At 65.6% G+C, this 12,018-nt stretch carries 11 protein-coding genes and 2 pseudogenes; 3 read left to right on the top strand and 10 right to left on the bottom strand.

What is annotated here, in order from left to right; all coding sequences use genetic code 11:
• Nucleotides 1-267: 267 nt before the first annotated feature.
• Nucleotides 268-552 (bottom strand): type II toxin-antitoxin system Phd/YefM family antitoxin, encoded by a 285-nt coding sequence (locus tag F627_RS0107165; protein ID WP_019583660.1) that lies wholly within the window; start codon nt 550-552, stop codon nt 268-270.
• 352 nt (nt 553-904) lie between these two features.
• Here F627_RS0107165 and F627_RS0107160 point away from each other — a divergent pair, with 352 nt between their 5' ends.
• Together F627_RS0107160 and F627_RS0107155 are read left to right on the top strand one after the other, a co-directional pair.
• Entirely contained in the window at nt 905-1,147 is a 243-nt protein-coding gene (locus tag F627_RS0107160) for a type II toxin-antitoxin system Phd/YefM family antitoxin (RefSeq protein WP_018139194.1), read from the top strand.
• On the top strand, nt 1,144-1,407 hold the full coding sequence (locus F627_RS0107155) for a Txe/YoeB family addiction module toxin (RefSeq protein WP_018875414.1): 264 nt from the start codon (nt 1,144-1,146) through the stop codon (nt 1,405-1,407). Before F627_RS0107160 ends, F627_RS0107155 begins: the two co-directional genes overlap by 4 nt.
• A 115-nt stretch (nt 1,408-1,522) precedes the next feature.
• On the opposite strand, the gene F627_RS0107150 is transcribed toward F627_RS0107155, so the two are convergent.
• Together F627_RS0107150 and F627_RS0107145 are read right to left on the bottom strand one after the other, a co-directional pair.
• Nucleotides 1,523-2,173, bottom strand: a complete 651-nt coding sequence (locus tag F627_RS0107150; RefSeq protein WP_019583659.1) for an SOS response-associated peptidase — start codon at nt 2,171-2,173, stop codon at nt 1,523-1,525.
• A gap of 133 nt (nt 2,174-2,306) precedes the next feature.
• Nucleotides 2,307-2,669 carry a DUF1622 domain-containing protein gene (locus tag F627_RS0107145; protein WP_017942547.1) on the bottom strand — a complete coding sequence of 121 codons (363 nt, stop codon included), beginning with the start codon at nt 2,667-2,669 and terminating at the stop codon, nt 2,307-2,309.
• A 142-nt stretch (nt 2,670-2,811) separates the two neighbouring features.
• Here F627_RS0107145 and F627_RS0107140 point away from each other — a divergent pair, with 142 nt between their 5' ends.
• Nucleotides 2,812-3,621, top strand: a complete 810-nt coding sequence (locus F627_RS0107140; RefSeq protein WP_019583658.1) for a Mut7-C RNAse domain-containing protein — start codon at nt 2,812-2,814, stop codon at nt 3,619-3,621.
• A 133-nt stretch (nt 3,622-3,754) separates the two neighbouring features.
• Here F627_RS0107140 and F627_RS17325 read toward each other — a convergent pair.
• From F627_RS17325 to F627_RS0107105, 7 genes and pseudogenes are all read right to left on the bottom strand, one after another.
• Nucleotides 3,755-3,943: pseudogene (locus F627_RS17325) on the bottom strand (transposase); the annotation flags it as partial.
• Between the two features lie 64 nt (nt 3,944-4,007).
• Nucleotides 4,008-5,228, bottom strand: a complete 1,221-nt coding sequence (dinB, locus tag F627_RS0107130; RefSeq protein ID WP_231370137.1) for a DNA polymerase IV — start codon at nt 5,226-5,228, stop codon at nt 4,008-4,010.
• Nucleotides 5,229-5,534: 306 nt separating this feature from the next.
• Entirely contained in the window at nt 5,535-6,665 is a 1,131-nt protein-coding gene (locus F627_RS0107125; protein WP_019583655.1) for a DUF5610 domain-containing protein, read from the bottom strand.
• A gap of 481 nt (nt 6,666-7,146) precedes the next feature.
• On the bottom strand, nt 7,147-7,491 hold the full coding sequence (locus F627_RS15965) for a PilZ domain-containing protein (protein WP_038028152.1): 345 nt from the start codon (nt 7,489-7,491) through the stop codon (nt 7,147-7,149).
• A gap of 128 nt (nt 7,492-7,619) precedes the next feature.
• A pseudogene (locus F627_RS16380) lies at nt 7,620-8,286 on the bottom strand (SOS response-associated peptidase).
• Between the two features lie 11 nt (nt 8,287-8,297).
• Nucleotides 8,298-9,548 carry a ribonuclease H-like domain-containing protein gene (locus tag F627_RS0107110; RefSeq protein ID WP_019583654.1) on the bottom strand — a complete coding sequence of 417 codons (1,251 nt, stop codon included), beginning with the start codon at nt 9,546-9,548 and terminating at the stop codon, nt 8,298-8,300.
• Complete coding sequence (locus F627_RS0107105) at nt 9,535-11,970, bottom strand: DEAD/DEAH box helicase (RefSeq protein ID WP_019583653.1); 2,436 nt, start codon at nt 11,968-11,970, stop codon at nt 9,535-9,537. The genes F627_RS0107110 and F627_RS0107105 overlap by 14 nt, the downstream gene beginning before the upstream one ends.
• Nucleotides 11,971-12,018: the final 48 nt, after the last annotated feature.

Genomic DNA, 12,018 nt, shown 5'->3' with positions numbered 1-12,018 from the left:
AATGTACACGCTCGCGCTCGAGTCGCTTTTGCGTGCGAACAAGGCGCGGTGACTGCCGTGCAGTCATTCTGCACAAGGGAGCCGCAACGCCGTTCCCGCGAAAAAGCGGCCGAGCCCCTGCATTGAATGGTTGGTGGGGTTGGTACCCCAGGTTCCCCGATCCTGCGTTGCGGCCCTTGCCGGTAGAACCACTACCGGCTGCGCACCGCGCCTGGTCTCGGAAAACCTGGGGTACCAACGCGAGTGTGTACATTGATCAGTGTTTCCCTATTTGAGACCGAGCTGCGCCCTGGCCTCGTCCAGCGAGACTTCCCGACCGGCCTCCAGGTCCGCCAGACCCGCGACGACGGTCCGCATGAACTCCCGCTCTTCCTCGGCCTTTTCGTAATCCGCCACCGACTGAACCACGGCAACACCCCTGCCCCGACTCGTCAGCAGCACGGGCCGGTGAACCTCGGCCACGTGTTTCATAACCCGTCCGGGATTCGCCTTCAGGTCTGTCAGGGGGACCAGATCTTCGGAAAATTTGATCATCGCAATCCGCTCCATCATAAGCCGCCGTTAGGGCGGACTATAGCACCTGTTAAAAGGGCTATGGCGAGCACCCTGCGGAGGAAGAGAACACCCATCCTCTTCGAAGTGCCACACTGTCATCCCGGCCGGAGCGAAGCGCAGAGCCGGGATCTCTGACGTCCGCTCCTGCCTTGGCGCCCGAGATCCTGGATAACCGCTTTGCGGTTTTCGGGATGACGTTGCAGGCTGGACGAAAGGACAATTCCTGGAACGATCCGGCCGGTTGCCGCAGTTTGTGCGGTGTCTGGCAGTGGCGGAATACCCGTACGGTTTACGGGACGTACGCGAAGGCGTACTCTTGGTCGAAGCCCACACACTTGCGAGGTGCGCCATGACGGGAATTACGGCTACAGAGGCGCGCAGCAACCTCTACCGGCTGATCGACGAAACGGCGGAATCCCACGAGCCGATTGTGATCACCGGCAAGCGGAACAACGCAGTCCTGCTATCCGAGTCGGACTGGTCGGCCATTCAGGAGACCCTGTACCTGCTATCGGTGCCGGGTATGCGCGAGTCGATCCGCGAGGGCATGGATACTCCGGCGGATGAATGCCACGAGGAGCTGGATTGGTGACATGGAAGTTGGTCTACACCCGACAGGCTCAAAAGGATGCGAAGAAGCTGGCTGCCAGCGGCCTTAAGCCAAAGGCACAGGAACTGCTGTCGCTGATCGCGGAAGATCCGTATCGAACGCCCCCACCTTGCGAGAAGCTGGTGGGTGATCTCTCCGGCGCGTACTCGCGGCGCATCAATATTCAGCACCGGCTTGTGTACCAGGTGCTTGAAGACGAAAGAGTGGTCAAAGTGATTCGTTTATGGAGCCACTACGAGTAACCCGGCTACACGATCCGGAAACGCGGGGCCTTCGGAGTCTACCTTTGGATTTCGCTCTTTGAAGCCCCGACCTAAGAAAGGCATAGACAGACGACACCCATCTCCTTCTCTCGCATCAGCGCTTCGGCTCGACCAGGCCCGGGTCGTCCTCGACCGGACGATTCACTCGGCTCGAAACGGCGTAATAGCGCAACATCTCCGGCTGAATGCGGCGAGTCTTTGCCCGGATGTCGTCACGCTCGGACAGTCCTGGATCGAGCCAGTCCCACCGACACTGTGCGTCAAGTATCAGCGGTTGGCGGTCATGGATATGTGCGAGTTGATCGTTGGCGGGTTCAGTGATGATCGCGCAGCAGGCGCCGCCGTCGCTTGTTGGCTCCCAGATGCCCGCCATCATCAGGATGTCCTGCGGTGCGCCCTCGGTCAGGGTGATGTAGTGCGGCTGCTTGCCCTGTTCGGTCTTGCGCCATTCGTACCAACCATCGGCCAGCACGATGCAGCGCCGGTGCGCAAACGCTGATCGAAAATACCGACTGGTGGCGACCGTCTCGGCCCGAGCGTTGATCGGTCGGGGCCCGTTCTCGACGCGCCTCGGCCGAAAGCCCCAGAACATCGGCTGGAAGGCCGCTGGCGCATCCTCGCCGGCCCGGAACGCTTCCAGATGGGTGCCGGGGGCAACGTTGTACCTGGGTACGTCGAACCCCTCGTCGACGGGGACCTGGAAGTACCGCATGGCGAGTTCGCTGGTCGCGCTATAGCGCGTCATCCGTCCGCACATGGCTTCTCTCCCTCCTGGGGTCGTGGGGGTAGCAGCATTCTCGTGTGGCCGACCTCGCGATCGCCTCCCAGTGCGGCTCCAGCATCATCACACCGGAAAATGGCCCACCGCTGCGAGTGGGTCAGGTCTTGCTATCGTCCTCCGACTGGTTCCACGGGAGACGGCCCTCGATCTCCAGGTGCAGGGCAAAGACCAGCAGTGTGCGTATGAGAATAATCAGGGCCAGCATGAGTACGTTTTCCATGGAGTACTCGATCGCTACGGTCATGATGATGTCGGCCGCGACCAGGAACTCCAGTCCGAGAATCAGCCCGCGCACGCTGCGACGGCGATAATCGACGTAGGCCTCGTGTGTGCTCATGCGGCGCATGTTCACCAGCCAAACCACTGTTGCCAGCACGAATCCACCGATGATCACGGCGATGCCGACTGCTTCGAGCCCTAGTACCAGTGCGTTGGCGATCTGAAGAAAGACATCGTTCATGTCTGCATCCTTTTCGGGTCAGCGACTTGCGGCAAGTCTACTGCCGGCGGTTGGTCGCCGCCCAATGTTGAACCGCCAGGAGTCTGTCGGGCCCGGGGAAAAACGGGGCTGAAGCGCGCCTCTTCCGTGGGGTGGTTTCGGTATGCTCGAAGGCATGTGCCCGCCCAAGGACCGCGAATCCGCACCCCTCGGCCGCGCGACCGCGACCTTCCGGTTGTATGCCGAGCTGAACGACTTCCTCGCGCCCGAACGGCGATACCAGAGCTTTGAACACGCGTTCGACGGAACCCCTTCGGTCAAGGACCGCATCGAGTCGCTGGGCGTGCCGCACACGGAGGTTGACCTGGTACTGGTCGACGGGCGGGCAGTGGATTTCGGCCACCGGCTGCGCGGCGGTGAGCGGGTGGCGGTCTACCCGGTGTTCGAGGCCTTCGATGTAGGCGACGTCTCCCGCCTGCGACCCCAGCCGCTGCGCGAACCACGCTTCATCCTCGATGTGCATCTGGGCCGGCTGGCCGGTTACCTGCGTGCGCTGGGCTTCAACTGCCTGTATGCCAACGACTTCTCCGATGAGTTCATCATCCGCACCGCGCAGGACGAGCACCGCATTATCCTCACGCGTGACACTGGCCTGCTGAAGGACGGCCGGGTGACTCACGGGCGGTACGTGCACGCTACGGACCCATTGCAACAGCTTCGCGAGGTGGTCGACCGCTTTCAGCTCGCCGGGCTGTTCGAGCCGTTCTCGCGTTGCATGCGGTGTAACGGCGAGCTCCGGTCGATCGATGGCGCTGCACTCGCCGACTCGGTCGAGCCGAGCGAGGTGCCGCCCGGGGTGCTCGAGCGCTTCGTCGCATTCGTGCGCTGCAGCGGCTGCGGCAGGGTCTACTGGCGCGGCAGCCACTACGATCGACTGCGTCAGCGCTTTCGGTCGGTCGGCATCGACATCTGACCCTGTTCGGCCCGGCATGATCTCCGAGGTCATCAAGCCCCTGAAAACGGCGATCTGCAAGATGTTCAGAAGCCAGTGCGCAGGCCCCGGATGGGGCGCGTTACACCCGGGAAACGGGGACAGATTGATTCTCTCATGCCTGACGTGACGGCGGACGGCCTGGACGCCGCCGCTCGATGCGACAGCCCATGACCTGCTCTACCCCATCCACAAAACGCCGGTTGCCGGTGAGTTGGCCGCGCTGCAGCGCCTCGCGCATCAGCGACAGCTCCTGTTCCGCGACGCCCTGCTCCACGAACCGCGCATACCGGACACATCGTTCATCGTCATCATCCCCTCAACGTGCTCGCGCGCCGCGTGGCAGCAGCAATGCGCTCCGCGAGCATCTACAGGGGCAGCGTCGTTTGTCGGCTGGCTTCCAGCTGGGTGTTCCGTGACGCCGAGGCCAGCTTGGTGACGCGCACGCCCAGCAGTCGCAGCGGTTGACCCAGGTCGATCCGGCGCAAGCAGCCACGGGACGCGGCCAGAATCGCCTGAGGGTCGTCCGTCCACGTGTCCAGCGTAAGGTCGCGAGTAACCGTGCGGAAATCGCTATAGCGCAACTTGATCCCGATCGTCCGGCCCAAGTAGCCCTTGCTACGGAGATCCCCGGCAACCCGTTCGCATAGGGCCACCAGGATGCGAGTCAGCTCGTCCCGATCCGCCCGTGGATGCAGGTCCCGCTCGAAGGTGGACTCTCGGCTGATGGATTTAGGCTCCCGCTCGGTGACTACGGGGCTGTCGTCCCGGCCATGGGCCGCCTCGTGCAGCCACCAGGCATAGGTCTCGCCAAAATGCTGGCGCAACCGATACAGATCGGCCTTCGCCAAATCGCCAATCGAAACGATCCCCAGCGCTTTAAGGCGCTCGGTCGCCTTTGGCCCTATACCGTTCACCTTCCCCACCCCCAGCGCCCAGATGCGTGTCTCGAGGTCGCCTTCGCCCAGCACCGTCATCCCCGCCGGCTTCTCCAGATCCGAGGCGATCTTGGCCAGCAGCTTGTTCGCGGCCAGGCCGATGGAACAAGACAGCCCCGTCTCGGCCTGCACCGCATCCCGAATCCCTCGCGCCGTCACTACCGGATCGCCCTTCACGTCGGTCAGATCGATGAACAGCTCGTCGATGCCGCGATCCTCGACCTTATCGGCCCGCGCCCGGACCACCTGCTTGAACTGGCGCGAATAGGCCCGATAGGCATCGAAATCCGCCGGCAACAAAACCGCATACGGCGCCAGCTGCCCCGCCTTCATCAGCCCCATCCCGGAATGCACCCCGAACGCCCGCGCCTCGTAGGTCGCCGTCGTCACCACGCCGCGCCCTCGATAATCGCCGAGCCGTTCGAACCGATACCGCCCATCTGCCCCTCGCTCCGGCACGGAGAGACGTCGCCCGCCGATCACCGCGGGCCGCCCCCGTAGCTCCGGATAGCGCAGCAGATCCACGGATGCATAAAACGCATCCATATCGAGATGAGCGATGGTTCTCACGGAATGCCAATCAGACCCGGACTCGGCTTTAAGGCACGCAGCACGCTGCGCGCCCTGAAGGGGCAGTCTAACAGCCAGCATCCCGACCACACCGATGAATTACCGCCCCATCCCACCCTACTGTGGGAGGCCAGCCTCTGGCCGAGGGGCATGGCTGGCGCTGGATCGACCAGAGGGCTGGCCTCCCACAAAAGAGAAAGAGGACACCCATCTTCTTCCTGGACGAGGCATTTCGCACCCGAAATGGGGCGATGACGCGCTCTGGCTCAGCGCGCGGGGACGCGCACGGGTCCCAGCCTAGACGAGCCCTTCGGCAACCGCTCGGGATCGCATTCCAGCGACGCAGGGGCGGTTGCGCGGCTCGCCACGCTCGCGCGGGCCGGACGACTAACCCAGCGCGTCGAGCAGCCGTGTCAGGTTGTCCCGGAACTGCTGCTGGCGCTCGGCCTCGGCCTCGCGGAACCGCGCATCCTGCTCGACCAGGGTGTTCAGGATCTGCCCGCCCGTGTCGACGGGATTGTCCAGGAACTGGAGCGCTGGCTGGCTGAAGCGTTCCTGGAGGGCCTCCACCAGTTGCTCGAGGCGCTGGGCCGCGCGGGAGTGTTCCGGCGCGTCCAGTTGCTGCGTCTGTTCGTAGGCCTGGGTCATGCGGTAGGTCTCGGTGCGCGTCATGTTCAGCTCCATCGACTGGAGCCGGTCGGTATCGAAACGCAGGTCCGGCAGCATCTCGAACGCCCGCTGGACATCGCCATGGAAGAATTCGTCCGCGAGCGAGCCGATATCGCGCACCAGCTCCTCGACGGCACGCAGTTCGTCCGGGTCCAGGTCACCCTGCACGGAGAACTGGTAGCCGCTCGCCGCGTACCGGCTGACATCCAGCCAGCCATCGGCTGCCCCGTCCTGCACCTGGACCTGGGTCTGCAGCCGCGCGTCCTGGACGCTCTGAAACCGGATCTGAACCTCCGCACCCGACTGGGTGGTGATGTTCAGTTCCAGGCTCTCGGCGCGCGAGAAGCGCTCGCTCATGGACAGGCGCGTGGTGCCAGCCAGGGTGCGCTCGGCGGGAGGCAGCCGAAAGTCTTCCAGGGCCGCGAAGGTCAGGCGTTCGGTCTCGTCCACGTCATCGGCGATGCGGCCTTCCAACAGGTTGAGACCCGACAGGATCTCCCGCGCCTCCCGAAAGCCCTGTTCCACGCCCTGGGTCGCCTGCTCCCTCAGCGCCTCCAGCTCGGCGCCCGACGCGCCGCGGGCCCGGGCATTCGCCAGACCCATCTCCACGAAGGTCGCGATCCGGTCGGCCACCTTTTCCGGGGTGAAGTCGCTGGCATCCAGACGCTTGAGGCTGCCAAGGCTTTCGCCGGGGATGGCCCGCGCCAGGTTCTGCAGGATCTGATTCTGCAGGGCGTTCAGGCTGCGGCCGGAGCCGCCGTCGGCCTGCGCAAGGCCCTGGCGCGCAAAGCCAGACCGCCCTGCGGGGCCCTTTAGGGAGATTGGGTGGAAACTGGTATCGACAGGCATGGCGGCGCACTCACACACGGGGACGGGTACGGCGTTAACGGCCGCCGGTGGAGATTCTTTAGCCTACCTTCGGGGCAAGGGAGCATCCAGTGTGGGACGGTGCCCCCTCTGCTCCGGGGGCCACTGCGTTATCCCGGCTGGGCGAATCGAGGAGCCGGGAGCTCTGCAGTTGGCCCCTGCCCCGGTGCACCAGATCCCGGATAACCACTGGGCGTTACTGGAATGACCGCCTAGTCGGAAACAGAACGGCCTGTAGGAGGCTGCTTGCAGGCGAAGCCCCTGCCCGCGTCTGGCTTTGGCAGGGGCTTCGCCTGCAAGCAGCCTCCTACGGGGCCCCGGGTCTCTCAGGGCCATCGGGGTTGGTCAGGGGGCGCGGGTGCGAGCGAAATCGGTATTGTGCGCGGGTCAAAGGGCCAGGCCTGGCCTTTTTCTCTTGGCCAATCGCTGGGCCGAGCAGCAGGATTCGCTCTTGGGGTTCGGATTATCGCGAATCGGGTGGGAGTCCGATGGACTCGCGCATCAGATCGAGCAGGCCCTCGACACTCGACGGATCCTCGGTATCGAACATGACGCCCGCGCCATGCTCATCCACCCGCATCACGATGCACTGCCAAACATAGGTCCGGCCGTCGGCGCCCTCTTCCGGGCTCACCGTCACTTTCAGTCTTGAATGCTCGGAGATACCTGAAACGGGCATCTCTACGTAAAGGCCGCTAAGGCTGACATCGCGGACCCACCCATTTGCCCGGAATGCGGGGGCACCCTGCAACGGCTGTACTTCCGCGGTCATGCGAACGCCCCTGCGTCGCCCTTCCCGAAGTTCCATCGACCACCCCCCTGCCGCGAAGCCGCAATCTCCGACATTTCCATGTGCCTCGTCCCTAACTGTCAGGGTACCGAAATGCGCACCCGCGGTCAGACGGGCCGGGTCCCGATCGTTGCGTCTCGGGACAGCTAGCTGGTATGGCCCAGGACGGACGGGGCGTCGTTTTGCGGCCGGTTCACTCGGGTCGAAACGGGGTATGCCTGCAAGGCGCTGGGCGGCAGGCGCCGGGTCATGTGACGAACCTGCTCGCAGCCCGTGATGGCGGGGTCCAGCCAATCCCAGCGGCATGTGGCGTCCAGCGCGAGGGGCTGTCGGGCGTGAATGAACGCCAGCTGCTCGGACGAGGGCTCGGTAATGATCGCGCAGCAGGCCCCACCCTCCGCGGTCGGCCCCCCCAGATGCCGGCGAGGAACAGCACGTCCTGCAGCGCGTGGTCGGTCAGGGTGATGGAATGCGGCTGCCTGCCCCGTCCGGTCAGTTGCCATTCGAACCAGCCGTCCGCCGGGATGATGCAGCGCCGATGCGCGAAGGCGCTCCGAAAGTACGGGCTGCTGGCCATCTTTTCGGCACGCGCATGGACTGGCTGCGGCCCTTCGGTGACGCCTTTCGGCCGGGCAAGCCTCAGTGCATGGTGTGAAACGTGGCCCTGGCTTGCTCGTCCGCCCGGAACGCCTCGATGTCCGTGCCTGGTGCCACGTTGTACCGCGGGGCATCAAGGTCCTGGTCAATCGGTGTCTCGAAATAGCGCCAGGCCAGTTCGCTGGTGGCCGAGTAGCGCGCAAATCGTCCACACATGTCGTCTCGCCTTACCGGGCCGTTGCGTCGATCCGCCCCTGCAGTCTTGCGATCCGTGCCTTGGCCCGGGGCCCGGATCCCAGTTGCCCGGCATACTGCAGCGCGCGTTTCCAGTCCCGGCGCTGGTGCTCGTGGTATTTGGCCAGCGCCTCCAGTGCCTCCTGGACGCCCTGCTCCGCCAGCGCCTCCCAGACGGGCACGGCCTGGTCATATCGCCCCTCGCGACGCCATTCGCGCGCAAGCCACAACCGGCCGGCTGGCGATAGCTGGTGCTGGTGTGATTCGAGCAGCCGCCGGGCAGTGTCCGCGCCCTGCAGGCGTTCCTGTAGGCGCGCGGCGCCCTCCACCGACGCCCCATGGGCCGCGGGCTGTAACAGCACGGACGCCAGCGCCGGACCCAGCAGGGTCAGGGACAGGATGTCGTCGGTGTTGTGCCGGACGACGCGCTCCAGTTCCTCGCTGCGCCCGGAGGCAAGATAGGCCTTCCAGGCCCACGGGGCCTCGGCCCCGGGCAGATCGTCCTGACGATCGAGTCCCAGCAGGCGCTCCTCGACCGTTCGCAGGCGACAGTCCGGCCAGGCGTGGCTAAACAGGCTGCGCACCGGGTGCAGGAAATCGGTGTGCGCGGCCTCCGGCGCATCCGGGCGTCGCTGCATACGACGACGATCTCGGAGCAGCGGCAGATCGAAGGTCTTGCCGTTGTAGCTGACGAGGTGGTCGCACTCGCTCAGCGCGGCGTCGACCGCTTCCAGCAGGGCACCCTCGCCCGCGAACGCCGTCATCAACCACTGACGCAGGCGGACCCGGTCATCCCGAAGGGTCGCCAGCCCGACCAGAAACGCGACCGTCCCGGCACCCCCGGCGAGGCCCGTGGTCTCGGTATCGATAAAACCCAGGCGCTGATCGGTGTTCCAGAACGGCATTGCCGGTTCGCGCGCCCGTGCCAGGGTATGCCGGCCATGGGCGTGGCGATCCGGCATCGCGCGGTCGAGCTGGATCACCTGTGGCGTCAGGAGTTCGCCATCCAAGCGCCTGGCCAGTTCTTCGGGCGGGATGGCGGATTCGGCGGCTGTACGGTTCGGCCGTGTTCGACCGGTGCCCGCCCCACCCATACGGTCGAGCCGGGCCCGGATCTCGTCCAGCACGTTGCCCTTGCCCGATGCGGCCCCGGCACTGTGAGGATCCGCCGAGGTCCGGCCAGGGGCCGGCGGTTCGCTACCGGACTGGCGGCGCAGGGTGTTCAGGCGGTCATGCAGACCCATGGGATTCCAGGCCCTCCAGGACCGTGATCGCAGCCTGTTTCGGCGAGAACCCGCGCACCTCGTCACTGGCCAGGATGGGTCCGATGCAGCCCGGACAGCCGTGGGCACAGTCGCACTGCCGGATGAGGGTCAATGCGTCGCCGATGACCCGTTGGCGCGCATCGAACAGGGGCGCGGACAGGCCGACGCCGCCCGGATAGTGGTCGTACAGAAACACGGCCGGGCGAAAGCGGCCCTCCTGTTCCGGATCGCACTCGCCGCCATCCAGCGTGCGCAACTGGCCGCGGCCGTTCGCGCCCACGGTGGCAAACCAGCGGGCATCACCATCGCCCACCGCCCGGCCCAGATCCTGCGGCTCGGACATCACCACCAGTGCGGCCACGTGGTGCATGGCGTAGGCGGCACCGAGAAAGCCATCCAGGGCCTCGTGGCGAGAGGCGAAGCGCTGTTCCAGCGCCTCGGGTGCCATCTGCCACCAGACGGCCGTGGTGTGCATCTCCTGGTCCGGCAGGTGGATGTTGCCGTAGCCGATGTTCTCGTGGGTGTAGTAGCGGATCTTCTTGTAGCCGGGAATGCGCCGGACGATGTGGACCTCGCCGCGTGCGGCCTCGCCCTGCCCCGCCGGGCTGCGTTCGAAGCCGTCGAGGATCTTCAGGCGGGTGTAGTCGATGGCGTCGGTGTAGTAGTCCGCGCGGGTGCGCGTGACGAAGGCCTTGCGCCCGGTCCAGTCCAGCCGCTCAACTTGGTAGGGCACGGCCTGGACCAGATAGATCGCCCCTTCGTACAGCGTCTCGGCCGCGCTGGAGAAATCCACCTCGGCGATGATCTGTTGCTGGCCGTCGGTCGTGTCCACGACCACGAAGTTGCCCTCGGCGACGGAGCGCAGGCTGACGCTCTGGGCGGGGTAGCTGTCCTCGGTCCAGTGCCAGGTATCCGACTCGCGGTGCAGGACGCCCTGCTCCTCCAGGTAGGCCAGCAGAGACTCCAGATCCTCGCCACCAAAGGTCTCGCCCTTGCGGAAGGGCAGCTCGAAGGCCGCGCAGCGCACGTGATCCAGCAGGATCAGAAGCTGATCCGGCGCGATGCGCGCCTGTTCCGGGGACTGACCGAGGAAGAACTCCGGGTTCCGGATGATGTACTGGTCCAGCGGATCGGAACTGGCGACCAGCACGCCCAGCGACGGGCGGTTACGCCGGCCGGCCCGGCCGAGACGCTGCCAAGTGCTGGCAATGGTCCCGGGGTACCCGGTCAGCAGGCAGACATCGAGGCTGCCGATATCCACCCCCAGCTCCAGCGCGGAGGTGGCGATGACGCAATCGACGTTGCCGCTGCGCAGCGCCTTCTCGGTCTGGCGGCGCTCGTTCGGGAGGTAACCACCCCGGTACGCCGCGACGCGCGAGGCCTTGCGCGGGTCGTTGTCGAACACGTCTTTCATGTAGCGGGTGATCACTTCGACCATCAGTCGGGTGCGCGCAAAGATGATGGTGGTGAGCTTGCCGCGCAGGGCCATGCGTGCGATTCGCGTGACCTGGGAACGGGCCGAGGCGCGGATGCCGAGGTCCGCGTTGACCACCGGCGGGTTCCACAGCAGCAGATGGCGTTCCCCGGCCGGTGCCCCGCTCTCGGTGATCGCCGTCACCGGCTCGCCGACCAGACCCGAGGCCAGTTCTTCCGGGTTGGCGATGGTCGCCGAGCTCATGATGAAAACCGGGTCCGCTCCATAGAACCGGCAGATACGGCGTAGCCGCCGCATCACGTTCGCCACGTGGGAACCGAACACGCCGCGATAGGTGTGCGTCTCGTCGATCACCACGTACTGCAGGCTCTCGAAGAACTGGGCCCACTTGGTGTGGTGCGGCAGGACGCCCTGGTGAAGCATGTCCGGGTTGGTCACGACGATGTCGCCCCGGGTACGCACCGCCTTGCGGGCATCCCCCGGGGTATCGCCGTCGAACGTGTAGGCACGGACTCCCAGGTCCCCGGCCTCATTGAGCTCCATGAGCTCCGCGACCTGGTCCTGCGATAGCGCCTTGGTCGGGAACAGGTACAACGCCTTGGCCTTGTTCTCGCGGGCTGCCTGCAGCACCGGCAGGTTGTAGCAAAGCGTCTTGCCCGAGGCGGTCGGCGTGACCACCACGGTGTGGCGGCCGGCGCGGATCTGATCCCAGGCCTCGCGCTGGTGGCTGTACAGCTGCTCCACGCCCCGCGACCGGAGGGCGCCGGCAATGGCCGGGTCCAGATCCACTGGGAGATCCGCATACTGCGCGGGCCGCGCCGGCAGGACCAGTTCACCGGTAATGCGCTTGGCGTAACGCTCCTTGATGCGCTCGACCAGGCGTCGTGCACCCGCCTCACCACCCTGGGGTTCGGCGCTCAGCTCGGGGACAGAATCTTCGTGGATGACGCACGCCGGTTCGGTCATGGCAATCTTCTCGCGGGAGCCGTACAGTGGCGATCATAGCCCGGAGAA

This window comes from Thioalkalivibrio sp. ALE16, from assembly GCF_000381305.1.
Lineage (GTDB): Bacteria > Pseudomonadota > Gammaproteobacteria > Ectothiorhodospirales > Ectothiorhodospiraceae > Thioalkalivibrio.
Note: the sequence above shows the minus strand (reverse complement) of the source record. Positions and strands in the feature narration are given on the sequence as shown.

Coding starts and splice junctions, on each gene's coding strand:
- F627_RS0107165 (WP_019583660.1), bottom strand. CDS start 552: ATGATGGAGCGGATTGCGATGATCAAATTTTCCGAAGATCTGGTCCCC.
- F627_RS0107160 (WP_018139194.1), top strand. CDS start 905: ATGACGGGAATTACGGCTACAGAGGCGCGCAGCAACCTCTACCGGCTG.
- F627_RS0107125 (WP_019583655.1), bottom strand. CDS start 6,665: ATGCCTGTCGATACCAGTTTCCACCCAATCTCCCTAAAGGGCCCCGCA.
- F627_RS0107150 (WP_019583659.1), bottom strand. CDS start 2,173: ATGACGCGCTATAGCGCGACCAGCGAACTCGCCATGCGGTACTTCCAG.
- F627_RS15965 (WP_038028152.1), bottom strand. CDS start 7,491: ATGGAACTTCGGGAAGGGCGACGCAGGGGCGTTCGCATGACCGCGGAA.
- F627_RS0107140 (WP_019583658.1), top strand. CDS start 2,812: ATGCTCGAAGGCATGTGCCCGCCCAAGGACCGCGAATCCGCACCCCTC.
- F627_RS0107105 (WP_019583653.1), bottom strand. CDS start 11,970: ATGACCGAACCGGCGTGCGTCATCCACGAAGATTCTGTCCCCGAGCTG.
- F627_RS0107145 (WP_017942547.1), bottom strand. CDS start 2,669: ATGAACGATGTCTTTCTTCAGATCGCCAACGCACTGGTACTAGGGCTC.
- F627_RS0107110 (WP_019583654.1), bottom strand. CDS start 9,548: ATGGGTCTGCATGACCGCCTGAACACCCTGCGCCGCCAGTCCGGTAGC.
- dinB (WP_231370137.1), bottom strand. CDS start 5,228: ATGCTGGCTGTTAGACTGCCCCTTCAGGGCGCGCAGCGTGCTGCGTGC.